The organism is Rahnella sp. 1L-D-7-B-C2 (assembly GCF_057290995.1).
Map to the genome: position 1 here is coordinate 43,114 of NZ_JBXAVQ010000008.1, position 24,287 is coordinate 67,400.

The 24,287-nt window shown below is 53.1% G+C and carries 19 protein-coding genes; 5 read left to right on the forward strand and 14 right to left on the reverse strand.

The genetic code is table 11. The features are described 5' to 3' along the window. Positions 1-28: 28 nt before the first annotated feature. Together AC0Z7K_RS14555 and asr are read left to right on the forward strand one after the other, a co-directional pair. The gene (locus AC0Z7K_RS14555) at positions 29-637 is read left to right on the forward strand and encodes a 5-formyltetrahydrofolate cyclo-ligase (RefSeq protein ID WP_485614993.1); all 609 of its coding nucleotides are present in this window, start codon (positions 29-31) and stop codon (positions 635-637) included. A 245-nt stretch (positions 638-882) separates the two neighbouring features. Then, positions 883-1,365 carry an acid resistance repetitive basic protein Asr gene (asr, locus tag AC0Z7K_RS14560; protein WP_485614994.1) on the forward strand — a complete coding sequence of 161 codons (483 nt, stop codon included), beginning with the start codon at positions 883-885 and terminating at the stop codon, positions 1,363-1,365. A 294-nt stretch (positions 1,366-1,659) separates the two neighbouring features. On the opposite strand, the gene serA is transcribed toward asr, so the two are convergent. Together serA and rpiA are read right to left on the reverse strand one after the other, a co-directional pair. Then, positions 1,660-2,898 (reverse strand): phosphoglycerate dehydrogenase, encoded by a 1,239-nt coding sequence (gene serA / locus AC0Z7K_RS14565; RefSeq protein ID WP_485614995.1) that lies wholly within the window; start codon positions 2,896-2,898, stop codon positions 1,660-1,662. A gap of 338 nt (positions 2,899-3,236) precedes the next feature. Beyond that, a complete protein-coding gene (gene rpiA, locus AC0Z7K_RS14570) occupies positions 3,237-3,899 on the reverse strand; it encodes a ribose-5-phosphate isomerase RpiA (RefSeq protein WP_413527973.1) in 663 nt (220 codons plus the stop codon). 198 nt (positions 3,900-4,097) lie between these two features. On the opposite strand from rpiA, the gene AC0Z7K_RS14575 reads away from it, so the two are divergent. Continuing rightward, positions 4,098-5,000, forward strand: a complete 903-nt coding sequence (locus AC0Z7K_RS14575; protein WP_056773177.1) for a LysR family transcriptional regulator ArgP — start codon at positions 4,098-4,100, stop codon at positions 4,998-5,000. 65 nt (positions 5,001-5,065) lie between these two features. On the opposite strand, the gene AC0Z7K_RS14580 is transcribed toward AC0Z7K_RS14575, so the two are convergent. The 10 genes from AC0Z7K_RS14580 to tkt form a co-directional block, all read right to left on the reverse strand. Continuing rightward, the gene (locus AC0Z7K_RS14580; RefSeq protein ID WP_485614996.1) at positions 5,066-5,806 is read right to left on the reverse strand and encodes an oxidative stress defense protein; all 741 of its coding nucleotides are present in this window, start codon (positions 5,804-5,806) and stop codon (positions 5,066-5,068) included. Positions 5,807-5,922: 116 nt separating this feature from the next. Next, the gene (gene argO, locus AC0Z7K_RS14585) at positions 5,923-6,540 is read right to left on the reverse strand and encodes an arginine exporter ArgO (RefSeq protein WP_485614997.1); all 618 of its coding nucleotides are present in this window, start codon (positions 6,538-6,540) and stop codon (positions 5,923-5,925) included. A gap of 176 nt (positions 6,541-6,716) precedes the next feature. After that, positions 6,717-7,622: a small-conductance mechanosensitive channel MscS gene (mscS, locus tag AC0Z7K_RS14590; protein ID WP_485614998.1), complete on the reverse strand. Its 906-nt coding sequence runs from the start codon at positions 7,620-7,622 to the stop codon at positions 6,717-6,719. Between the two features lie 132 nt (positions 7,623-7,754). Further along, positions 7,755-9,023, reverse strand: a complete 1,269-nt coding sequence (locus AC0Z7K_RS14595; protein WP_485614999.1) for an oligosaccharide MFS transporter — start codon at positions 9,021-9,023, stop codon at positions 7,755-7,757. Between the two features lie 60 nt (positions 9,024-9,083). Further along, the gene (locus AC0Z7K_RS14600; RefSeq protein ID WP_485615000.1) at positions 9,084-12,182 is read right to left on the reverse strand and encodes a beta-galactosidase; all 3,099 of its coding nucleotides are present in this window, start codon (positions 12,180-12,182) and stop codon (positions 9,084-9,086) included. A gap of 137 nt (positions 12,183-12,319) precedes the next feature. Beyond that, positions 12,320-13,402 carry a LacI family DNA-binding transcriptional regulator gene (locus AC0Z7K_RS14605; RefSeq protein WP_485615001.1) on the reverse strand — a complete coding sequence of 361 codons (1,083 nt, stop codon included), beginning with the start codon at positions 13,400-13,402 and terminating at the stop codon, positions 12,320-12,322. Between the two features lie 138 nt (positions 13,403-13,540). Next, a complete protein-coding gene (fbaA, locus tag AC0Z7K_RS14610) occupies positions 13,541-14,620 on the reverse strand; it encodes a class II fructose-bisphosphate aldolase (RefSeq protein WP_413527953.1) in 1,080 nt (359 codons plus the stop codon). A gap of 129 nt (positions 14,621-14,749) precedes the next feature. After that, positions 14,750-15,913 carry a phosphoglycerate kinase gene (pgk, locus tag AC0Z7K_RS14615; protein ID WP_056773202.1) on the reverse strand — a complete coding sequence of 388 codons (1,164 nt, stop codon included), beginning with the start codon at positions 15,911-15,913 and terminating at the stop codon, positions 14,750-14,752. A gap of 74 nt (positions 15,914-15,987) precedes the next feature. Then, positions 15,988-17,004 (reverse strand): erythrose-4-phosphate dehydrogenase, encoded by a 1,017-nt coding sequence (epd, locus tag AC0Z7K_RS14620; RefSeq protein WP_413527952.1) that lies wholly within the window; start codon positions 17,002-17,004, stop codon positions 15,988-15,990. 499 nt (positions 17,005-17,503) lie between these two features. Then, positions 17,504-19,498 carry a transketolase gene (gene tkt / locus AC0Z7K_RS14625; RefSeq protein WP_485615002.1) on the reverse strand — a complete coding sequence of 665 codons (1,995 nt, stop codon included), beginning with the start codon at positions 19,496-19,498 and terminating at the stop codon, positions 17,504-17,506. Positions 19,499-19,746: 248 nt separating this feature from the next. Between tkt and loiP (AC0Z7K_RS14630) the strand changes: the two genes are divergently transcribed. Both loiP (AC0Z7K_RS14630) and loiP (AC0Z7K_RS14635) read left to right on the forward strand, forming a co-directional pair. Next, on the forward strand, positions 19,747-20,499 hold the full coding sequence (loiP, locus tag AC0Z7K_RS14630; protein ID WP_413527950.1) for a metalloprotease LoiP: 753 nt from the start codon (positions 19,747-19,749) through the stop codon (positions 20,497-20,499). Between the two features lie 215 nt (positions 20,500-20,714). Next, complete coding sequence (gene loiP / locus AC0Z7K_RS14635; RefSeq protein WP_485615003.1) at positions 20,715-21,470, forward strand: metalloprotease LoiP; 756 nt, start codon at positions 20,715-20,717, stop codon at positions 21,468-21,470. Between the two features lie 66 nt (positions 21,471-21,536). On the opposite strand, the gene AC0Z7K_RS14640 is transcribed toward loiP (AC0Z7K_RS14635), so the two are convergent. Further along, on the reverse strand, positions 21,537-23,009 hold the full coding sequence (locus AC0Z7K_RS14640; RefSeq protein WP_485615077.1) for an efflux transporter outer membrane subunit: 1,473 nt from the start codon (positions 23,007-23,009) through the stop codon (positions 21,537-21,539). Between the two features lie 260 nt (positions 23,010-23,269). Continuing rightward, entirely contained in the window at positions 23,270-24,193 is a 924-nt protein-coding gene (gene speB / locus AC0Z7K_RS14645) for an agmatinase (protein ID WP_485615078.1), read from the reverse strand. Between the last annotated feature and the right edge of the window lie 94 nt (positions 24,194-24,287).

A 24,287-nucleotide genomic window follows, 5' to 3' on the forward strand; every position in this document is an offset into this window, starting at 1 on the left:
GGTACATTCCTTTCTGGTTCATGTATCTATGTTGCACACACCGTTGCACACACCTCAGTTCGCTTCAGCCAGACAACAACTTCGCACCGAAATACGCCAACGCAGAAAAAATCTGACTCCTGAACAGCAAACTCATTTTGCCCTTCAGGCCGCAGAACGCGTTGCGTCACATCCTAACATCCGCTCTGCGACGACTGTTTCCGTATTTCTGTCTTTTGACGGAGAACTGGACACCGCACCGCTGATTCAGCGTTTATGGCAAGAGGGCAAACAGCTGTGCCTGCCGGTGTTGCATCCGTTTTCATCTCATCATCTGCTGTTTCTGCGCTATACGCCGCAAACACCGCTTGTACGTAATCGTCTTAAAATTCTCGAACCACGGCTGGACGTCACACAGGTTCTTCCCCTCGCGCAGCTGGATATTATCCTGACACCGCTGGTGGCGTTCGATAACCACGGCCAGCGCCTGGGCATGGGCGGCGGTTTTTATGACCGTACGCTGGAGCACTGGCAGAACGGCGGGCCTTATCCGATTGGTTTAGCCCATGATTGCCAGAAAGTAGAGGAGTTACCGGTTGAGCACTGGGATGTGCCATTGCCGGAAGTGATTACGCCGGGCAACGTCTGGACGTGGTAATGCTCACTTCCTTCTGTTTATCTCTCTAAAAACCAAAGTATGTTGTAACTAACATTGTATAAAGTGCCTAAATGCGTTCAAGATCCATTTCAAATAACTGAAAAGTAATGTTTTTAGAGTTTATACATACCGTTACACGCCGAAACCAATCACTCACGGACAATCGAGTTCGACGCGCCTATTATCCTTTCATCGGCCCCGCAGTGGGGTAGACACATAAACTAAAAATCCTTGAGGAATTAACGATGAAAAAAGTATTAGCTCTGGTTGTAGCCGCTGCAATGGGCCTGTCTTCTGTCGCTTTCGCTGCTGAAACAACAGCAACTCCGGCGCCTGCTGCCACCGCAACAACGGCCGCACCTGCCGCCAAGCACGTAACTAAACACAAGACTCACAAGAAAGTTGCTCAGAAAGCGCAAGCGACTAAGAAACACGTAAAACACGCTAAGAAAGCCGCACCGGTTGCTCAGAAAGCCCAGGCTGCTAAAAAACCTGTAAAACACGCTAAGAAAGCAGCGCCGGTTGCTCAGAAAGCCCAGGCTGCTAAAAAACCTGTAAAACACGTTAAGAAAGCAGCGCCGGTTGCTCAGAAAGCTCAGGCTGCTAAAAAACACGTGAAACACGCTAAGAAAGCAGCACCGGTTGCTCAGAAAGCCCAGGCTGCTAAAAAACACGTAAAACACGCTAAGAAAGCGGCTCCTGCTGCAAAAGCAACACCAGCTGCATAAGTCTGACTAAGATTTCCGGGTGAGTGCCTTCACTGACCCGGTATCCAGACTGATAATCTGACACCCGGTCCGCCGGGTGTTTTTTTATCCATTTTCTGCCCTGAGGTACCGCAAGATGCTGCGACGCTACCAGTTCGAAATCACCTTTTCCTCTCTGATCCTCTGCGGCCTGATCGCCCTGCTTCTTCTGATGAGATTTTGAATTGTCGTTAGAGGGCCCACGAAACCCAAAACTCCCTGATACCAGACAAAAAAAACCGCCTTTCGGCGGCCTGGTTGTTTCAGCTGATGCGATCAGTAAAGCAGACGGGCACGAATCGTTCCCGGAATGGCCTTCATCAGTTGCAGCGCGGTAGTCAGCGTCGCGATATCCGTTTCTGCATCAATCACCACATACCCAATTTCAGGGCTGGTTTGCAGGTACTGTGCTGCAATGTTGATCCCCTGCTCGGCGAAAATCTGGTTGATGCTGGTCAGCACGCCCGGACGGTTTTCGTGGATATGCAGCAAACGGCTGGCTTTCTCGGTGTGTGCCGGCAAAGACGCTTCCGGAAAGTTAACCGCTGACAATGTAGAACCATTATCAGAGTATTTAGACAGTTTACCTGCCACTTCCAGACCGATACCTTCCTGCGCTTCCATGGTGGAGCCACCGATATGCGGTGTCAGCAGCACGTTGTCGAACTCACACAGCGGTGAATTGAACGGATCGCTGTTGGTCGCCGGTTCTTCCGGGAAGACATCGATCGCCGCACCAGACAGATGTTTGCTGCGCAGTGCGTTGCATAACGCAGGAATGTCGATCACGGTGCCGCGTGACGCATTGATCAGCAGTGCGCCCGGCTTCATCTGCGACAGCTGCACTTCAGAAATCATGTCTTTGGTGTTGCGGGTTTCGGGCACGTGCAGCGTCACAACGTCGCTGGTGTTGAGCAGTTCTTCCAGAGAAGCAATCGGCTGCGCATTCCCTAACGGCAATTTGCTTTCGATGTCGTAATAGAAGACACGCATCCCCAGGCTTTCCGCCAGAATACCCAGCTGTGTGCCGATATGGCCGTAACCGATGATCCCCAGACGTTTCCCGCGCGCTTCGAACGAACCGACAGCCAGTTTGTTCCAGATGCCGCGGTGGGCCTTTGCGTTCGCTTCAGGAATGCCGCGCATCATCAGCAACATTTCGCCCAGCACCATTTCGGCAACCGAACGGGTGTTAGAGAACGGTGCGTTAAAGACCGGAATACCGCGACGCGTGGCTGCTTTCAGATCAACCTGATTGGTGCCGATACAGAAACACCCCACAGCCACCAGTTTTTCTGCTGCCTGGAAAACTTCTTCGGTCAGCTGAGTACGCGATCGGAGCCCAACAAAGTGCGCATCACGGATCGACTCTTTCAGCGATTCCGTATCCAAAGCACCTTTGTGAAATTCAATATTGGTGTAGCCCGCTGCACGGAGGGTATCAACCGCACTTTGGTGGACGCCTTCCACTAACAAAAATTTAATCTTGTCTTTCTCAAGTGATACTTTTGCCATTTCCCGACCCTATAATTTTCTGGCTGAATTCGAACTGCGAGGTGATTACTCACAGCCAACATAACAAAAAATCCGCCATCATCAATACAAACGATTGCCTGACCGGTAGCAGAAGGCTCACCGTGACAGAGGGTTTTTAGCATTTCATGCTGGTTAGATTTTACTGCGCCAAACGTTCAGGAGGAGATTATCGGAAATGTGACATAAGTCACCGAATTCAGGCTTTTGAAGAAAAGATGATTCAGTCAGAAAATTATCATCTTCATAACATTGCGTTATGACAGACGTGTGTCTGGCTGCCTTTAACACAGCAGCCAGATCTTCTGCTTATCGCTGAGTTATTTCAGCGTAACAGTTTTAACGCCTTCCGAAGTGCCGACCAGCGCAACATCCGCGCCACGGTTAGCAAACAGACCGACGGTCACGACTCCGGCAATATTGTTGATCTTATTTTCCATCGCGACGGCATCAAGAATGTTCAGATTGTGCACGTCGAGGATCACGTTGCCGTTGTCGGTCAGCACGTTCTGACGATATTCCGGCAGGCCGCCAAGTTTTACCAGCTCACGCGCCACGTAAGATCGCGCCATCGGTATGACTTCTACCGGCAGCGGGAATTTACCCAGCACATCGACCTGCTTGGACGCATCGACGATACAGATGAATTTTTTCGCAATCGCAGCAATGATTTTTTCACGGGTCAGCGCAGCGCCGCCGCCTTTAATCATCTGCATGAAGCCGTTGATTTCGTCGGCACCGTCAACGTAGATATCCAGCGAATCCACTTCGTTGCAGTCGAAAACGTGAATACCTAAGCTTTTCAGTTTCTCGGTAGACGCGTCGGAACTGGAAACTGCGCCTTCAATTTGCCCTTTGATTGAGCCGAGTGCATCAATGAAATGGGCGGCGGTGGATCCGGTACCTACACCGACGATGGTGCCCGGCGTAACGTAATCCAGTGCGGCCCAGCCGACTGCTTTCTTCAATTCTTCCTGCGTCATAATGGCTTCTCTGTCTGATAACCCGAAAGTGCCGGTGATTATAAAGCAAGTCAGGGTGATTGGGATAAACAACGCCGTAGCGAGATCACACTTATTCAGTGCAATCGCGCTGCAAACGCAAAGATTTTCCTCACCACAAAACCTGACAATCTGTGGCATAGTGTTTGGATAAAATAAAATCCAAGGGACAGAACTCCGATGAAACGCCCAGATTATAGAACGTTGCAGGCACTGGACGCGGTGATCCGTGAGCGCGGTTTTGAGCGCGCGGCACAGAAGCTTTGCATCACTCAATCGGCGGTCTCACAGCGCATTAAACAACTGGAAAATCTGTTCGGCCAGCCTTTGCTGGTGCGCACCGTGCCACCGCGCCCGACCGAACAGGGGCAAAAATTGCTGGCGTTGTTGCATCAGGTCGAGCTGCTGGAAGAAGAGTGGCTGGGCAGTGACAGTAATAGCGACAGCAATGATACGCCGCTGCTGCTCTCGCTGGCGGTCAACGCCGACAGTCTCGCTACCTGGCTGTTACCGGCGCTGAAATCGGTGCTGGTCGATTCCCCTATTCGCCTGAATTTACAAGTTGAAGATGAAACCCGGACGCAGGAGCGTCTGCGCCGTGGTGAAGTGGTCGGTGCGGTGAGTATCCAGCCGCAACCGTTGCCGAGCTGTCTGGTTGATCAGCTGGGCGCGCTCGATTACCTGTTCGTTGGTTCGAAACCGTTCGCCGACCGCTACTTCCCCAATGGCGTCACCCGCTCCGCGCTGCTGAAAGCGCCGGCGGTGGCGTTTGACCATCTTGACGATATGCATCAGGCTTTTTTACAGCAGAACTTTGATTTGTCGCCGGGCAGCGTGCCTTGTCATATCGTGAACTCGTCGGAAGCCTTCGTGCAACTGGCGCGTCAGGGCACCACCTGCTGCATGATCCCGCATCTGCAAATCGAGAAAGAGCTGGAGAGTGGCGAGCTGATCGACCTGACGCCGGGCCTGTTCCAACGCAGGATGCTGTACTGGCATCGTTTCGCCCCGGAAAGCCGCATGATGCGCAAAGTCACCGACGCCCTGCTGGCGCACGGCCATCAGGTGTTGCGTCAGGACTGACTGACGATCCAGCCAGAAACAAAAAACCCGCCGGAGCGGGTTTTTTCATTTTTACAGCTTTATGTTTACTGAGCAGGAGCAGGAGCTTGCGGCTGCAATTCAAACACCACATCAACCTGATCGTCAAAGTGAATGCTTTGCTGTTCGTAAGTCTGTGCCACATCGCTCTGGCCTGCGGCTTCGGCGGTTTTGTACATCCGCGCGACCGGCATCGGCTGGTAGTTAGCGACGTGATAGCGAATGCTGTAAACCGGCCCCAGTTTGGTATGGAAACCTTCGGCCAATGATTTCGCCTGCTGCGTGGCGTTATCAATCGCTTTCTGTCGCGCTTCGTCACGGAAACGATCCGGATTCGCAACGCCCAGTTCGACGGCACGGACTTCATTCAGACCCGATTTCAGCGCACCATCCAGCAGTTCGTTCAGTTTATCCAGCTGACGCAATGTCACCTGCACCTGACGCACCGCACGGTAGCCTTTAAGCTGTGACTTTCCATCTTTCAGGTAGTCGTATTCCGGCTGAGTGCGTAAATTCGCTGCATTGATGTCTTTCTTCTCAATGCCATTTTTCTGCAGGAAAGCAAAGTATTCCGCTACACGCGCATCGGCCTGTTGCTTGGCGCTTGCGGCATCTTTCGCAGAGACGTTCACTTCGATCGCCAGCGTGGCAATATCTGGCGTAGCGTCAACGCTCGCCGTTCCTGAGGTCACAACGTGCGGTCCGGCAGGTAATTCTGCCGCCTTCAACGTCAGTGGTAATGTCCCTAATCCCAACATCGCTGCTACAGTCAATGCTTTCAGTTTCACAGTGCCTCCATTAATCATCAAAGATATGGCAATAAACGTATTAACTGCGAAACCGTAGCATAATCCGTTACAACAGAAACTAAGATTAGTGACAAAAACCTGTTTATCCGGCGAACTTAAAGTACACCGGTCTGCCGCGCCAGCTGAATGGCAATGCCCCACATAATGGTGCCGACGATAAAGTTGATCACCCGCTGCACTTTGCCGGTGTTCAGCCACGGCGCCAGCATGGCGGCGAGGATAGCCAGCCCGAAGAACCAGATGACCGACGCACTGACCGCGCCGAGCGCGAACCATGAGCGTTCATCGGCATTCAGGCTGCCGCCGAGACTGCCGAGAACCACGAAGGTATCGAGGTATACGTGCGGATTCAGCCAGGTCACGGCCAGCATGCTGACCACAATTTTCCAGCGGCTTTGCTTTGCCACTTCGGCCTGCGCCAGTTCAGGATTTTTGCTGAACGCCGTACGGTACGCGCCCCAGCCGTACCACAGTAAAAATGCCACGCCGCCCCAGCTCACCAGCAGCAGTAAAAGCGGTGATTTGCTCAACAGCGCGCTACCGCCAAAGATGCCGCCACAGATGAGCGCGATGTCGCTCAGCGCGCATAATCCGGCAATCATCAAGTGATACTGGCGGCGAATGCCCTGGTTCATCACAAACGCATTCTGCGGGCCAATCGGTAAAATCATTGCGGCGCTCATCGCCAGTCCTTGCAGGAAAATAGACAGCACGTCGTCATCCTTTAAACAGTCAGTCAGAGAGAATGCGCGCAGTGTAAGGGTATTGATGGCATTAGAGGAAATGGATAATTCTAATCCCCCATTAGGTTAGCTTATCAGGGGAATCCATCGATTGGGATATGAAAAAGGCGCCCGCAGGCGCCTGAGTTTTACCGGCAAATCGCGCGTTATTCCGCGATGCCCTTTCTTTCGATTGAACCCTGTTCTTCCTGCTGGCTGGCAGCGGCATCTGCAACATGATGCAAATGCACGTCCATCTGCGGGTAAGCGATGTTGATTTTGTTCTCGTCAAGCGCACGTTTGAAGGCTTCCAGCAGATCCCAGTAAACTTCCTGAGCGTCGCCGTTGGAACTCCAGACACGTACCACAAAGTTCAGCGTTGAAGCGCCCATTTCATTCAGACGCACGGTAACGCCTTTTTCATGCTGGATACGTTTGTCCGCCGCGATGATATCGCCCAAAACTTTTTTCACCTGATCAATATCAGATTCATAACCCACGCCCACCACGATTTCGGTACGACGGTTTGGCTCACGTGACGTATTGATAATGTTACCGGCGATGATTTTACCGTTCGGTACCACGATCATTTTGTCATCTGGGGTAACTAACGTAGTGGAGAAAATCTGCACCTGCGTCACAGTACCGGCCACGCCGCCGAGATCGACATATTCACCAGCACGGAACGGACGGAAGATGACCAGCAGCACGCCTGCGGCAAAGTTTGCCAGCGATCCCTGCAAGGCCAATGCTACGGCCAAACCTGCGGCACCGAGAACGGCGATGACCGATGCGGTCTGCACACCCACGCGCCCCAGAACGGCAATCAGCGTGACGGCGATAACGGCGTAACGCACGAGAGCGGCGAGGAAGTCAGAGACGGTCAGATCGATACCGCGCAGTTTCATCACGCGGCTGACAGCGCCAGATAACACGCGAGCGACGATCAGACCAATGATGAGAATAAAGATTGCCGCAACGATATTGACGGCGTAATGGATCAGTAAAGCCTGATTTCTCACTAACCAGTTGCCCGCATTGTTAATGCTGCCCACAACGTTCAAATCATCCATTTAATTACCCCAAAAAATTACCCTGACGGGTGATAAGAAACCAAAGCTGCCCGATATACGGGCAGCAACTTTGGGTTAAGGTTAACTAACAATGCGATGAAGTGCCAATTTCAGGGTAAGATCCCAGTGAAATTAGGAATTTGCGGGGTGATTCTTCAACGGCTCTGGCGTTTTGAAAGCCTGCAACGGGCCGCGTCCGCTCAGCGTAAAGGCTGAAATCACGGTGAAGGTCAGCGCGATAAGACCGAGGATCAGATAAGTACCGTGGAACCCGATACGGTCATACATATTCCCGGCAAACACCGACATAAACATGATCGCTACCTGCTTGAAGAAGCAGAAGGTCACCAGATAAATCGTCGCCGAGAAGCGCACTTCAAACACTGACGTGATGTACTTGAAGCAGCCGACGATCAAAAACGGAACTTCAAACATGTGCAGCGTTTTCAGCACCACCACTTCGACAGGCGAAGAGGCAAACGAAGATCCGATGATGCGCACGGACATGATCATCCCTGCCAGCAGCAGTGCATTTTTGCCACCGATACGGTTCACGATAAGCGGTGCGAAAAACATGATGCAGGCGTTTAGCAATTCGCCCATGGTGGTGACGTAACCGAAGACGCGTGTCCCTTCCGATGAGGAAGCAAAGAACGAGGTGAAGAAGTTGGCGAACTGCTGATCGAAAACGTCATAGGTGCAGGAGACGCCGATCACGTAAAGCGCCAGGAACCACAGTTTGCGGTCTTTCAGCAGCTCAAGGGCAATTTTCAGGCTAAAGGGTTTGGTATTTGCGCCCAGATCGTTTGCCACCCGCGCACTGGAGGTCACTTCCGGTTTGGCTATCAGCAACAGAATGGCGAGGATCACCGCACAGCCAGAACCGAGCCAGAACACAAACTCGTTGTTAATCGTAAACATGATACCGACCACCGACGCGCAAAGCGCCCAGCCGACACAGCCGAACATCCGCGCACGGCCAAATTCAAAGCTGCTGCGGCGGCTGACCTTTTCGATATAGGCTTCAATCGCTGGCGCACCGGCGTTATAAATCAGCCCGAGATAAATCCCGCCGACCACCGATCCCAGATAGATGTTCACTTTCAGCAACGGGCCAAACACGTAGATAAAGAACGGCGCAAACAGCACCAGCATACCGGTAATGATCCACAGCAGGTGCTTTTTAAGCCCCAGCTTATCCGAGAGCAAACCAAATACCGGCTGGAAAAGTAATGAGAACAGCGAAATGCTGGCGAAGATAATCCCGGTATCGCTTTTGCTGATCTGATTAATGTCGTGCAGCCAGATCGGGAAGAACGGGAAATAGGCCCCCATGATGAAAAAGTAGAAAAAGAAGAACAGCCCGAACATCCAGAAATTGGTATTTTTCATGTAATTCATTTGCAGTTTCCTTGCGACGGAATGCTGCGCCGCAGCGGATGAACGCCACGGCGCGGGATATCAGGATCGTTTCCAGGTGAAGGCGTAATGATAATGACCGGCAGTCAGCAGGAAGTCCGGGCTGACGCTCGGGCTCCACGAGTCATCGCCGCCGACGCCCATATGGAAGCCGTCGACATTCAGCCAGGTGCCCTGCTCTGCGCGCAACAGGTGACGATGGCTGGTGTCCATCAGCTGTTGCAGGCTGAAGCGGCTCAGGCCAAAGTGGAAATTGCCACGCAACTGCCATCCGGCGTAATCCAGTTCACGGGTGTCGCCGCGCAGGCCGTTTTCCGTCGGGAAGACGTAAGGCGTGTAGAGCTCTGTCAGCGGTAACGTCCAGCGGCCGTGTTGCGCGGCCAGACGACGGTCAGGGTAGTTCTCATGCGGCCCTAGCCCCAGCCAGCTCGCACTCTCTGCGGTGTCCGCCAGCTGGCAAGTCATACCGATGCGCCCCGGTGACGGCACGTTAGAGGCGACGCGCACATCCACGTCGATAAGCAATTCCCCCTGATTATCAACGCGGTAAACCTTGTTGCTCAGCACACGGGTTTCGTCACCTGCGAGGAAAGCATGCCTGGCAACAATAACCACGCGATCTTCTAACTGATCGGCGAGCACGCTCAGCGTGCGCGATTCCAGCTGATACATTCCGGCGGCTTTCCAGCGTTCCACCCACGCATTCGGATCGATGCGAGTCACTTCGCTGACGCCGATGTCGTTATCCACCGGCGCACGCACAAACTGATCGCGCAGCGCAGAAAGCAGGCGCGGCGTTTTACCATCGAACCACTGCTCCAGCAAACCGGTCTGCCGGCTGAACTGCCAGCGCTGAGTGCCGTGCACAACAAAAATCTGATCACCCTGCACATCGAGAACCGGCGCAGCCGCGGTAATATTTTCCGACACCGGCAGGCTCAGCGCCTGCGGCAGTTGCCACTGATCCCACGCGCTGCGATGTCCGGCTTCTGACCACGCCGTCGCCTGCGGCTGATGCACGGCAACATTTAGCCATAAATCGCCTTTCGCCTGCGGGATCTGCCCGAGATCCAGGATCTGAGTACCGTTCGGTGCAATATTCAGCGCGGCCTCACCCTGTGAAATCACTTCGCCATCGCGCTCAATACGCCAGACCAGCTGCTCGTTATCGCTGTGGCGGAACAGGTATTCGCTTTGAATTTGCAGCATCAGGGGCGCGGTACTGACCAGTGAGAACTGGAAGAACTGCTGTGCGCGCTGCGCTTCAAACAGCGAGGGATGCGGCGTGCGGTCGGCGAATACCAGACCGTTCATGCAAAACTGACGGTCGTTCGGTGTATCACCAAAATCACCGCCGTAAGCCATATGACGCTCACCGTCTTCGCCGGTACGCAGCAAACTCTGATCAACCCAGTCCCAGACAAATCCGCCCTGCAGACGCGGGAACTGGCGGAAGGCTTTCCAGTATTTATCGAAACCACCAAAGCTGTTGCCCATCGCGTGGGCGTACTCGCAGAGGATCAGCGGACGCGTTTCGTCAGGCATACTGATCCACTTTTTGATCGACCATTTCGGCACCGCCGGGAATGGCTGGTCCTGCTCCACACGGGAATACATCGGGCAGATAATGTCGGTTGCCGCGCTGTTTGCGCCGCCGCCTTCATACTGCACCGGACGCGTCGGATCGACGGATTTGATCCAGCGGTACATGGCGTCATGGTTCGCGCCGTGGCCGGATTCGTTACCCAGTGACCAGATGATGATGCACGGATGGTTGCGGTCGCGCTGAACCATACGGGTGACGCGCTCGCTGAATGCGTTGAACCAGACGGGATCGTCTGACAGACGGTTCATAGGCTGCATGCCGTGGGTTTCGATGTTGGCTTCATCAACTACGTACAGGCCGTACTCATCGCAAAGTCGGTACCACAACGGATGGTTCGGATAATGCGAACAGCGCACCGCATTGAAGTTGTGTTGTTTCATCAGCACGATGTCACGGCGCATGGTCGCTTCATCCATCACCTGACCATTTTCAGGATGATGTTCATGGCGGTTGGTTCCGCGGATCAGCACCGGATGGCCGTTCACTTTCAGCAGGCCGTTGCTGATTTCCACCTGACGGAATCCGACGTCGCAGGCCTCAGCTTCGATCAATTCACCGGTCGGCGACATCAGGGAAATCACCGCGCGGTACAGCGCTGGCTGCTCCGCACTCCATAACGCTGGCTGGCTGACCGGCAGGCGCACGGTCGTTTTATCAAACGCATTGCCGCGTTCGTCAATGATTTCACTGCCGAGCGGCTGCGTATGTTCTGCGATGGCGTCATCGCCGCGCCACAGCTGGACGCGGACCTGATAATCCGCCGCCATTTCCTGCGGTACGGCGGCGCTGATCTGCACTTCCAGTTCGGCCTGCGTGAAATTGTGGAACAGATGCGTGCGCACCTGATAATCAGTGATCTGCTCCGCCGGTTTGTGCATCAGAACGACGTCACGGAAAATCCCGCTCATGCGCCACATATCCTGATCTTCCAGATAGCTGCCGTCGCTCCAGCGCAGCACCATCACCGCCAGACGGTTTTCGCCGCCGCGCAGCACACCGCTGAGGTCGAACTCCGCTGGCAAACGGCTATCCTGCGAATAACCGATCCACTGGCCGTTGCACCATAAATAGAACGCTGAATTGACACCGTGGAAAACGATGCGCGTCTGGCCGCTGCCCAGCCAGGTGTTATCCACATCAAGTGTGAGCGAGTAACAACCGGTGGGGTTTTCTTCTGGCACAAATGGCGGATTGACTGGGATCGGATACTGAACGTTGGTATAAATCGGCGCATCATATCCTGCCAGTTGCCAGTTTGACGGCACCTGAACACGGTCAGCATCAGGCAAATCCTGTTGCAGCCACTGTTCCGGTACGGCTTCGGGACGAGGGAAATAGCTAAACCCCCACTCACCGTTCAGTGAGCGAAGACTGGAAGATGCGTGATTCTCTCTGCCTTCGGCACTATTACGCCAGCTGTTAAATGGTGGATGCGCCGCAAGGCGGTTGAGCTGCGTCGATGCTGGTTTTTCCCAGTCACGACGGGCCAAAACCACGGCCAGCGATGACAGTTTTTCGTCCCCTGATGTACTCATCGTTAATCCTCTGTAAAATTGTTATGCGCTCACAATATAAATTAAGATGCGTAACACGAGGCAGTAAGTAAAGCGAAGGGAAGCAGGAAAGGGACGCGGATCACAAATTCCGCGTCAGTACGTTCTGATTTTGAGAATTACAGCGCGCTGAGCTGTCGTGCGATGCGGATCAGTTCCTGGGACAATGCCTCCTGTGAAACAGGCTTTTCACCGGGTGCCGCCGTGGTGTGGCGCTCTACCAGAGAGGTCGGCAGTAACAGCGATGAGCGGCGACGATCGCCGTGGGTGTGCAGGTGATCAACCAGACGATTAACACTTTCATGCCCGAGCAGGCGGAAATCTTGTTTGATGGTGGTCAGCGGCGGGAAGAAAAATGCGCTGTCTTCCGTATCATCATACCCGATGACCGAGATTTGCTCCGGCACGCGCAGGCCATACTCATGTACCGCACGCAACACGCCGAGCGCCATCTGATCGTTGGCTACCAGAATCGCGCCAGGTCGCGCAGGCTGGTTCAATAATAACAATGCCTGCTGGTAGCCGGATGCCGCGCTCCAGTCGCCGTGCTGCACCGCACAGGGCGTCACATCGTGCTTTGCCAGTGTCTCCAGCCAGCCTTCATAGCGCAGACGTGCAGAAATGGATTCAAGCGGACCGGTCAGTAACGCAATTTGCTGATGCCCGAGTGTCAGCAGATGTTCCACGCCCTGTTCTGCCCCGCAGTGCGGATCGAACAAAATTTTGAACACCTCAGCCTGCGGATCGACATCCAGAAACAGCGCCGGTAAGTTGCCGCACATCTGCGCTATTGCATCCGCACTATCGTTGGACAGCGGCACGTTGATCAGCACGCCATCGACGCGTTGTGACATCAGCTCGCTCACCGCCGTGCGGCAGGCAGACAGGCTCAGGTTGTCCGTCATAGAAATCACCACGTTAAAGCCTAACTGATTGGCGCGGGTTTTCACCGCCGAGGCAATTTGCGACGGTGCGTGAAGCGCCAGTTCGGTGGTCGCCAGCCCCAGCGTGTAACTTTGTTTACCCGCCAGCTGCTGCGCCACGCGGTTCGGCACGTAGTTCAGCTCAGCCATCGCCTTCTCGACTTTGTCTCGGGTCTTGGTCGAGACGTGCGCCGCCTGATTAAGCACGCGGGAAACGGTCTGATAAGAAACACCGGCGTGGCGCGCAACATCATCGAGGGTGACAGATTTTGGCTTCATGGCTCTCTCTTCGGGGGATTCATACGGGAACGCGCAGGACGGGCTATTGTGGCCGGAAAGCTGACATTAAAAAAGGGGCCGAAGCCCCTTTGGTTATGATCCTCACATTCCGGTGGTCAAGCACCAGAAGGATAAGAATTACAGTACGTCGATCGCGTTCAGTTCTTTGAATGCCAGTTCCAGGCGAGTCACCATGGAAGACTGTGCAGAACGCAGCCATACGCGTGGGTCATAGAATTTCTTGTTAGGTTTGTCCGCGCCTTCCGGGTTACCCAACTGACCTTGCAGGTAAGCTTCGTTTTTCTTGTAGAACTGCAGGATACCGTCCCAGTTTGCCCATTGGGTGTCGGTATCGATGTTCATTTTGATAACACCGTAGCCTACAGATTCTTTGATTTCTGCTGCAGTAGAACCAGAACCGCCGTGGAACACGAAGTTCAGGCTGTTGTGTGGCAGGTTGTGTTTCTTGCAAACGTATTCCTGAGAATCGCGCAGAATCGTTGGAGTCAGTTTAACGTTACCTGGTTTGTACACGCCGTGTACGTTACCGAATGACGCAGCGATAGTGAAACGCGGGCTGATAGCGTTCAGTTTTTCGTAAGCGTAATCAACGTCTTGCGGCTGAGTGTACAGTGCAGAAGCATCCATATGGCTGTTGTCTACGCCATCTTCTTCACCACCAGTACAACCCAGTTCGATTTCCAGAGTCATATCGAGTTTTGCCATGCGAGCTAAGTACTTGCTGCAAATTTCGATGTTTTCTTCCAGAGATTCTTCAGACAGGTCGATCATGTGTGAAGAGAACAGTGGCTTACCGGTTTTGGCGAAGTGAGCTTCACCCGCGTCCAGCAGACCGTCGATCCATGGCAGCAGTTTCTTAGCACAGTGGTCGGTGTGCAGAATAACCGGCACGCCATAATGTTCTGCCATCTGATGCACGTGGTGTGCGCCAGAGATTGCACCCAGGATTGCAGCGCCTTGCGGCACGTCAGTTTTCAGGCCTTTGCCTGCGATGAACGCAGCGCCGCCGTTAGAGAACTGAACGATAACCGGGGAACGAACTTTCGCAGCAGCTTCAAGAACGGCGTTGATAGAGTCGGTGCCTACGCAGTTAACCGCTGGCAGAGCAAATTTGTTTTCTTTAGCAACAGCGAAAACTTTCTGTACATCATCACCAGTGATAACGCCTGGTTTTACGAAATCAAAAATTTTAGACATAGTTCTTTGTCCTGTATTCGTCGGCCGTAGATGGATTGAATCGGTTTGCTATGTCGCGCGAGTTCCACTGTGCAGCCCCTCGCGCGGCAAAGAAGAACAGGAAACCCTATGTTTCCTGTTCAGGGTTCATTACTTCTTAGCACGCTCTTCCAGCATCACAACCGCTGGCAGTGCTTTCCCTTCAACGAACTCGAGGAATGCGCCACCGCCAGTGGAGATATAGGAAATTTTGTCAGCGATACCGAACAGATCGATAGCCGCTAAAGTGTCGCCGCCGCCTGCGATAGAGAAACCTTCGCTGTCAGCAATGGCCTGCGCCACAATTTCGGTTCCTCTGCGGAAGTTAGGGAACTCGAACACGCCTACCGGGCCATTCCACAGAATGGTTTTGGCGTTTTTGATGATCTCAGCCAGACGGTAAGCAGACTCATCGCCCATGTCGAGAATTTGTTCGTCATCTTTGATGTCTTTAACAGACTTCACGGTAGCGACGGCTGTTTCAGAGAACTCAGTGGCCACACGAACGTCTGTAGGAACAGGAATATCGCAGGTTTCCAGCAGTTTGCTTGCTGTATCAACCAGATCCGCTTCGTACAGGGATTTACCAACGTTGTTACCTTGTGCAGCAACAAAGGTATTCGCAATACCACCGCCAACGATCAGCTGGTCAGCGATTTTGGACAGGGAATCCAGAACGGTCAGTTTGGTAGACACTTTAGAACCACCAACGATCGCCACCATTGGGCGCGCCGGATTACCCAGTGCTTTGCCCAGTGCTTCCAGCTCAGCTGACAGCAGAGGACCCGCACACGCGATTGGGGCAAATTTGCCGACGCCGTGGGTAGAAGCTTGTGCGCGATGCGCTGTACCGAAGGCGTCCATCACATAGATGTCACACAGGGCAGCATATTTTTTGGACAGCGCTTCGTCGTCTTTCTTTTCGCCTTTGTTAAAGCGAACGTTTTCCAGAACAACCAGCTCGCCTTCTGCAACTTCAACGCCATCAAGGTAGTCTTTCGCCAGGCGAACTGGAGATTTCAGATGTTCTTTCAGGTAGTTAACAACCGGCAGCAGAGAAAACTCTTCGTTATATTCGCCTTCAGTCGGACGACCCAGATGCGAGGTAACCATCACGCGTGCACCTTGTTTCAGGGCAATTTCGATGGTAGGTAAAGAAGCGCGGATACGTGCATCTGACGTTACTTTGCCATCTTTAACCGGCACGTTGAGATCCGCACGGATCAATACGCGCTTACCTGCTAAATCCAGATCGCTCATCTTAATAACAGACATGGTGAATCCTCTCGTTGATTCTCTTTAAAGTTGCTTGAAGGCAGTTTCGGCCAGGAAGGGCCGCAACAACCGTACTAGAAACCGCTAGCGGACATTGCCAATGTTGTATCCAACATTCGGTTGGCAAAGCCCCACTCGTTATCGCACCAGACCAGTGTTTTTATCAGGTGCTTTCCACTTACCCGCGTCTGCGTTCCATCAACAATGGCGCTGTGGGGATCGTGGTTAAAATCTGTCGAGACTAATGGTAGTTCGGTATAGTCAACTATACCACGAAAAGCGCCCATTGCGGCTTTTTGCAGCAGCTGGTTCACCTCGTCAACCGTCACTGAACCCTCGACAAATACGCTCAAATCAATGGCTGTGACATTGATGGTCGGCACACGCACGGAGATCGCTTCAAAGCGATCGCAGAACTTCGGCATGATGCGCGTGATCCCCGCGGCAAGCTTGGTATCGACCGGGATAATGGACTGGCTGGCGGCGCGCGTACGGCGTAAATCGGCGTGGTAGGCGTCGATAACCGGCTGGTCATTCATCGAAGAGTGGATGGTCGTTACGGTACCGGACTCAATGCCGTAGGCATCGTCGAGCAGCTTGATCACAGGGATAATACAATTGGTAGTGCAGGACGCATTGGACACAATGCGGTGCTGGCGTTCGAGCAACTGGTGGTTAACACCGTACACCACGGTGGCGTCGAGGTCGTGACCGCCCGGATGCGCGAACAGAATTTTTTTGGCTCCGGCCTCAAGCTGAGTTTCGCCGTCTGCGCGGCTACCGTAAACGCCGGTGCAATCGAGCACGACGTCTATACTTAGCTCGCCCCACGGCAGCTGGCTGGCATCAGGTTGATGGAATAATCGGATGGAGTCATCGCCGACGTAAAGGTTTTCACCTTCCTGGCGGACATCCCAGGCGAAGCGCCCGTGGCTGGAGTCGTATTTAAGCAGATGGGCCATGCCTTCAGGGCTGGCAATTTCATTGATAGCGATAACGGAGATTTCCGCCCGACGCCCGGATTCGTATAACGCGCGCAATACGCTACGGCCAATGCGACCAAAGCCATTAATTGCAATACGTATTGGCATACTTCTCCCTGTTACACGGTTGTTACTCAATATCAGTAACACCTATAGTAATGCAGCGTGCGTTTACGGTGAATAACCATCATCATCGGTTCGCACAATACGTGCCTCAGAAAAGTGTCCTTTTCCTCCACGTTAACTACGTGGTGACGACGATAAGCTCAAATAGCCTGACTGAAACGGTTCAGCTGAGAATAAACGAAACTATGTCTAAAAGGAATAATTCCAGGAATTTCACCGTGCGAATCGCTTCGATCGCTTAAAAAAACACCATACAAATCCGCGCATTCACAGTGATTTTACTTTTTCATCACGTTTCAGACAGTGATTCCTCTCAAAAACCGAAACATTAAAACAGTTTCAGAATTAAGCGAGTGTAACGAGGTTCACCTGTGAACGGTTTGACCTGTGTCATTTAGCAAGGAAACTGCAAGCCTGCTCAGGGTATCAGGATGTAAAAAAAGCACCCGAAGGTGCTTTTGAGATTCACTAAAGAATGGAATTACTTCAACAACGACTGTGCTTGCGCAACTACGTTATCAACAGTGAAACCGAACTCTTTGAACAGCAGGTCTGCCGGAGCTGACTCGCCGAAGCTGTGCATGCCGACGATAGCGCCGTTCAGGCCAACGTATTTGAACCAGTAGTCAGCGATACCCGCTTCCACCGCAACGCGCGCGGAAACCGCTTTCGGCAAGACGGATTCACGGTAAGCCGCGTCCTGTTTGTCGAAGGCATCGGTAGACGGCATGGATACAACGCGCACTTTGGTGCCCGCCGCGGCCAGTTTGTCTGCGGCTTCTACGGTGATACCGACTTCTGAACCGGTCGCGATCAGGATAACCTCAGGCGTGCCGTCGCAATCTTTCAGGATGTAACCACCGCGCGCCACGTTTGCCAGCTGCTCAGCGGTACGTGGTTGCTGGGTCAGGTTCTGACGGGAGAAGATCAGGGTAACCGGGCCGTCATTGCGTTCGATGGCGTATTTCCACGCAACCGCAGATTCAACCTGGTCAGCCGGACGCCATGTGCTCATGTTTGGCGTGACGCGCAGGCTGGCGATTTGCTCAACCGGCTGGTGCGTCGGGCCGTCTTCGCCCAGACCGATGGAGTCATGGGTGTAGACGAACACATTGCGGATCTTCATCAGAGCTGCCATACGCACGGCGTTACGCGCATATTCGACGAACATCAGGAAGGTCGCAGAGTACGGCAGGAAACCGCCGTGCAGCGCGATACCGTTGGTGATAGCAGTCATACCGAATTCACGCACGCCGTAATGGATGTAGTTACCCGCCTGATCGTCACCGATAGACTTGGAACCAGACCACATAGTCAGGTTGCTTGGTGCCAGGTCAGCAGACCCGCCCAGGAATTCTGGTAAGACTTTACCGAAAGCTTCCAGCGCATTCTGAGATGCTTTACGGCTGGCGATATTGGCAGGATTTGCCTGCAGCTCTTCGATAAATTTCTGTGCGTCCGCTTCCCAGTTAGCTGGCAGCTCGCCGTTCACACGACGTTTGAACTCTTTTGCCAGTTCAGGATGTGCTTTGGCATAGGCGGCGAATTTCTCGTCCCATGCGGCTTCTTTGGCTTTGCCGACTTCTTTCGCATCCCACTGTGCGTAGATATCTTGTGGAATTTCAAACGCAGCATATTTCCAGCCCAGCGCTTCACGGGTCGCGGCAACTTCAGCTGCGCCCAGTGCGGCACCGTGCACATCGTGCGTACCGGCTTTGTTCGGCGAACCGAAACCGATCACGGTTTTGCACATCAGCAGGGAAGGTTTATCGGTGACGCTGTGCGCTTCTTCGATAGCGGCTTTGATCGAGTCTGGGTTGTGACCGTCAACGCCACGGACGACATGCCAGCCGTACGCTTCGAAACGTTTAGCGGTGTCATCGGTGAACCAGCCTTCAACGTGGCCATCGATGGAAATACCGTTGTCATCATAAAATGCGGTCAGTTTGCCGAGTTTCATCGTACCGGCCAGTGAACACACTTCGTGAGAAATGCCTTCCATCATGCAACCATCACCCAGGAATGCGTAGGTCTGGTGGTTAACGATGTCGTGGCCTGGTTTGTTGAACTGCGCAGCCAGCGTGCGTTCTGCAATAGCAAAACCGACGGCGTTGGCGATGCCCTGACCCAGCGGGCCGGTAGTGGTTTCAACGCCAGCGGTATAACCGTATTCCGGGTGGCCTGGGGTTTTGGAGTGCAGCTGGCGGAAGTTTGCCAGTTCGCTGATCGGCAGATCATAGCCTGTGAGGTGCAGCAGGCTGTAAATCAGCATGGAACCATGACCATTGGACAGCACGAAGCGGTCGCGGTCAGCCCAGTTTGGGTTAGTCGGGTTATGGTTCAGGTAGTCACGCCACAGGACTTCGGCAATGTCAGCCATGCCCATAGGGGCGCCAGGGTGGCCGGAATTCGCTTTCTGCACGGCATCCATACTAAGTGCGCGGATTGCGTTCGCAAGCTCTTTACGAGAGGACATGTTCTACTCCAGGTCGGATTAATAAAGCAGTCAAGGAAGTCATTTTCTCAGACTCGGCATTAAATCGGCAATCTCTAATCACTCACGTGATGAAGTTCACAGAATACGCTTTTAAATCAGTGCGTTTTTTCGGACTTACACTATAGATCGGGCACTGCGAAAATCCTACCTTAACGCTATTCTTACAATGAGAGCCTTTTTCAGGCTTCATTGACTGATTTTTTCACTTTTTCTGGGAACCTGAATTGATGAAATTTCATCCTGTAATGTTGAGCCTGCTGGCCACCACTCTGGTGAGCGGTTGTGCAACAGTGAATACCGATACTTTAATGCAATCCGGCGCGCAGGCTTATCAGGCGTATACCCTGAGCGACGCTGATGTGAAAACCCTCAGCGTTCAGTCGTGCGAAGAGATGGATAAAAAAGCGCAAATCGCACCAGACAGCAGCGAGTATGCACAGCGTCTGAAAAAAATCTCCGCCGCGCTGGGCGACAACATCAACGGCACACCGGCCAACTACAAGGTCTACGTGACCAAAGACGTCAACGCCTGGGCGATGGCTAACGGCTGTATCCGCGTCTACAGCGGTCTGATGGATATGATGAACGATAATGAAGTCGAAGGCGTTCTTGGCCACGAAATGGGCCACGTCGCCCTCGGCCACACCCGCAAAGCCATGCAGGTGGCGTACAGCGCAACGGCAGCACGCTCAGCGATTTCCTCACTCGGCGGCGTCAGCGCCACGCTGTCACAGTCGCAGCTCGCGGATCTGGGCGAGAAATATGTTAATGCCCAGTTCTCCCAAAAGCAGGAATCCGAAGCCGACGATTACTCTTTCGATCTGCTGAAAAAACGCGGCATCGATCCGACCGGTCTGGCGACCAGCTTCGATAAATTAGCGAAACTGGATCAGGGTAGCAGCATCGGCTGGTTTGACGATCACCCGTCGTCAGAAGCGCGTGCCAAACATATTCGCGAGCGCATCGCCGCAGGGAAATAATAAATAAAGAGATGCGTCTCAGGGCGCATCTCTTATTATAACGACTTACCACTTTCTATTAATTCTTTAAATTCTGTTTAATGGAAATTAATTCGCACAAAATCTGAAAATAACATCACCCGCCTTCTTTTTCTCGCTAACTCAGAATGATTAGTTATTCTTCCTGCGATATTTTTAGTTAACTTTCTGCATTCACTATCAAAGGAAGATGGATTATGGATTTTCGCGTAACGGCCATTGCGGTTGGCATAACGGTATTATTAAGCGGTTGTCAAAACGGTCTGAATACCAATGCATTACTGGATTCAGGCTCCCAGGCTTATAAAGCTGCTACGCTGACCGATCAGGATGTGAAAAACATGACTGACGGCGCCTGCAAAGAAATGGATGCCGGTTCCAGCATTGCATCAGCAAAAAGTAAATATACCAAACGCCTGAATAAGATTGCTAAAAACCTCGGTAATAACATTAACGGTACCCCGGCTAACTATAAAGTTTACCTGACCAGCGACGTCAATGCCTGGGCAATGGGCAACGGCTGTATCCGCGTTTACAGTGGTCTGATGGACATGATGAACGACGATGAAATCGAAGGCGTACTGGGCCACGAAATGGGGCACGTGGCGCTGGGCCATACCAAAAAAGCCATGCAGGTGGCTTATAGTGCGGCCGCAGCACATACCGCAGCCGGCGCGGCGGGTGGCGTCGTCGGCCAGCTTTCCAGCACTCAGCTGGCAGATCTGGGCGAAGATCTGATCAACGCGCAGTTCTCACAGAAACAGGAATCTGACGCCGATGATTATTCTTACGATTTACTGAAAAAACGCAAACTGCCTACCAAAGGTCTGGTGACGGCGTTTGAGAAACTGGCAAAACTGAGCGGTGGCAGCGAGAAGAGTTTGTTCAGTTCACACCCGCCATCGCAGGAACGCGCCGATCATATGAAAGAACGGATGGCGCAAGATAAATAACGCCCCGCCCCACCAGATAAAGCGCAGTGTTCGCAGAGAACGCTGCGCTTTTCATTTCCAAACTGTTCAGCCATGATGGACGGTTTCCGTATTCTGAGCGCGGTAACCACCGCCAAGTGCACGGATCAGACGAATATCGGCGCTGATCCATTCCCCTTGCAACTGAATCTTTTTAGCCTGCTCCTGCAGAAGCGGCAATTTAGCTTTTGCCACCTGCGCGCCGCTGATTATTCCCACGCTGAAATGCTGTTGCGCGAGCGAGTAAATATGCTGGCTGCCGTCCAGTACGGTTTGCTGATGCGCATTTTCATCCGATAACGTCTGCACCTGGCTGGCGCTTTTCGCCACATCACTCACTGCCTCGACCACCGCTTTGTTATACGACGCAATACTGAGATTGCTGTTGGCGCGCACAATGTCCAGGTTGGCATTCAGCCTGCCGCTGTCAAACACCGGCAACGTCAGTCCGGCAATCGCGCCCATCTGCTGCGCCGAACTGCGGAACAGATCACTCATGTGCAATGCATCGTATTGCAGAAAGCCCATGAGATTAATACTCGGATAAAACGCCGCATGGGCCGCATCAACTGCACTCAGTGACGCCTCGATATACCAGTGTGCGACCTGCAAATCCGGGCGGCGCGCCAGCAGTTCATAGCCCAATACCGACGGCAGGCTGTCTTTCATCTCAGGCAAAGTGACCGGGGTTAACTGCACCGCCGGCGCATTCATACCCAGCATCGCCTGCAATGAGGTTTGCAACAGGCGCAGCCGCCCTTTCGACGCATCGATCTGTTCGTCGATTTTCGCCAGCCTGATAGACGTGCTGGTATCATCAATCGACGACGTGACGCCCTGTTCGTAAAGCTGACGATCAGTTTTGGCGATCAGCGTTTCCTGTTCCCGGAGATCCATCAGCGTTTGCTTAAGTGCCATGTAAGTCTGGATATCCCAGTAAAGCTCCACCACCGCAGAAGAGACCAGCAGACGTGCCTCGGCCAGTTCAGCCTGCTTTGCCTGATAAACACCAAGCGCTGACTGGATATGTGCGCGATTTTTCCCCCACAGATCCAGCTCATACCTGCCCTGCAGGCCAAATGTCCCGTTGGTGTACCACGGGCCGGTAGTGCCTGCCGCCGGATCGTCAAGGGCAAACGGCCCCATCGCGCCTTCTGCCGACATTTTCTGCCGCTCGACATCAGCGCCGAAATCGACCTGCGGCCCGTCGCTCGCTTCGCTCATTTTGATGTGCGCCTTCGCCACTTCCACGCGCTGTTGCACCACGGCAATCGACGGGGAGTCCTTCAGCGCCTGCGCCACCAGCGCGTTAAGTTGCGGATTGTGATAGTCCGTCCACCAGTTAGAACCCGGCCATTTTTGCATCGCGGCCTGTGGAATCTGCGGCGTGCGCAGTTGCGCAATATCGGTTTCAGCGATTGCCGGTTTTTCATCGTGCAACCACGCGCAGCCGCTGAGTGAAATAAAGAGAGGCAGAAAAATAAACGGAGGGATTATTTTATTTTTATAAAAATTATGAATTGATTTCAATTTTATTATTCACTCAACAAATACATCGTAAGCCGGTGCGAATTTAAACGGCGTGCAGAATAAAGGATGAGCGGGGTAATTTAATTATGAAACTGTGCGGATGACGGTTATTTGCGGGGAAATGATTTTTACGCTAAGTGTTGAGTTAAAAACTAATTTTAATTTTATATAATCAATAAAAATACATTCACGATACAAATAATTAAGGCACCCGATGGGTGCCTTAAGAGAATGACGAAATGGACTGATTATCAGCCTTTTTTGGACGCCTGCACGTGCAGCATTTCCAGCGCCAGGGTCGCAGCGGCCAGCGCAGTGATTTCAGACTGGTCGTAAGCCGGAGCCACTTCCACGATATCCATACCCACGATATCCAGATCCAAGTCTTTCAGGCCGCGAACCAGTTTCAGCGCGCGGTCTGACGTCAGGCCACCGATGACCGGTGTGCCGGTGCCTGGTGCATGTGCCGGATCCAGACAGTCGATGTCAAAGCTCAGGTAAACCGGCAGATCGCCGACGATTTGCTTAACCTGCGCCAGAATATCATCCACGGTGCGGTCGTTAACCTGCGCGGCATCCAGAACGGTGAATCCGAGATTTTTGTCGAACTCGGTGCGGATACCGATCTGCACAGAGTGATTCGGGTCGATCAGGCCTTCGTTCGGCGCATGGAAGAACATGGTGCCGTGGTCGAATTTGCTGCCGTTGGAATAAGTGTCGGTGTGCGCATCGAAATGCACCAGCGCCATTTTACCGAAATGTTTAGCGTGTGCGCGCAACAGTGGCAGGGTTACAAAGTGGTCACCGCCGAAAGACAGCATACGCTTGCCGGACGACAGCACTTTATCAGCGTGCTGTTGCAGTTTATCCGTCAGATCCTGTGCATCACCGAAGTTAAACACCAGATCGCCACAGTCGATGACGTTCAGACGATCGCGCAGATCGTAATCCCACGGCCAGCGCTGACCTTCCCACGCCAGATTCACAGACACCTGACGGATAGCGGCAGGACCGAGACGTGCGCCTGAACGGCCGGAGGTCGCCATGTCGAAAGGAATACCGGTGATGACCCAGTCAGCTTCCGCAGTGTACGGCTGGAAGTTCAGCGGGAAACGCAGAAAACCAAATGCGTTGGAAACCAGGGAGTTATCAGGCTCATTACCTAAAGTGCTCACTAATTTACTCATAAAAATGTCCTCTTTTTGCATCGCCGTGCAGCCTGCTGCTGACACAGAGTGGTGAAGTATAGATGAAAAAAAATCCCCACCA

What these genes read in the sequence shown, in the direction of transcription:
- AC0Z7K_RS14555 (WP_485614993.1), top strand. Translation starts at nt 29, where the DNA reads ATGTTGCACACACCGTTGCACACACCTCAGTTCGCTTCAGCCAGACAA.
- asr (WP_485614994.1), top strand. Translation starts at nt 883, where the DNA reads ATGAAAAAAGTATTAGCTCTGGTTGTAGCCGCTGCAATGGGCCTGTCT.
- serA (WP_485614995.1), bottom strand. Translation starts at nt 2,898, where the DNA reads ATGGCAAAAGTATCACTTGAGAAAGACAAGATTAAATTTTTGTTAGTG.
- rpiA (WP_413527973.1), bottom strand. Translation starts at nt 3,899, where the DNA reads ATGACGCAGGAAGAATTGAAGAAAGCAGTCGGCTGGGCCGCACTGGAT.
- AC0Z7K_RS14575 (WP_056773177.1), top strand. Translation starts at nt 4,098, where the DNA reads ATGAAACGCCCAGATTATAGAACGTTGCAGGCACTGGACGCGGTGATC.
- mscS (WP_485614998.1), bottom strand. Translation starts at nt 7,622, where the DNA reads ATGGATGATTTGAACGTTGTGGGCAGCATTAACAATGCGGGCAACTGG.
- AC0Z7K_RS14595 (WP_485614999.1), bottom strand. Translation starts at nt 9,023, where the DNA reads ATGAATTACATGAAAAATACCAATTTCTGGATGTTCGGGCTGTTCTTC.
- AC0Z7K_RS14600 (WP_485615000.1), bottom strand. Translation starts at nt 12,182, where the DNA reads ATGAGTACATCAGGGGACGAAAAACTGTCATCGCTGGCCGTGGTTTTG.
- AC0Z7K_RS14605 (WP_485615001.1), bottom strand. Translation starts at nt 13,402, where the DNA reads ATGAAGCCAAAATCTGTCACCCTCGATGATGTTGCGCGCCACGCCGGT.
- fbaA (WP_413527953.1), bottom strand. Translation starts at nt 14,620, where the DNA reads ATGTCTAAAATTTTTGATTTCGTAAAACCAGGCGTTATCACTGGTGAT.
- pgk (WP_056773202.1), bottom strand. Translation starts at nt 15,913, where the DNA reads ATGTCTGTTATTAAGATGAGCGATCTGGATTTAGCAGGTAAGCGCGTA.
- epd (WP_413527952.1), bottom strand. Translation starts at nt 17,004, where the DNA reads ATGCCAATACGTATTGCAATTAATGGCTTTGGTCGCATTGGCCGTAGC.
- tkt (WP_485615002.1), bottom strand. Translation starts at nt 19,498, where the DNA reads ATGTCCTCTCGTAAAGAGCTTGCGAACGCAATCCGCGCACTTAGTATG.
- loiP (WP_413527950.1), top strand. Translation starts at nt 19,747, where the DNA reads ATGAAATTTCATCCTGTAATGTTGAGCCTGCTGGCCACCACTCTGGTG.
- loiP (WP_485615003.1), top strand. Translation starts at nt 20,715, where the DNA reads ATGGATTTTCGCGTAACGGCCATTGCGGTTGGCATAACGGTATTATTA.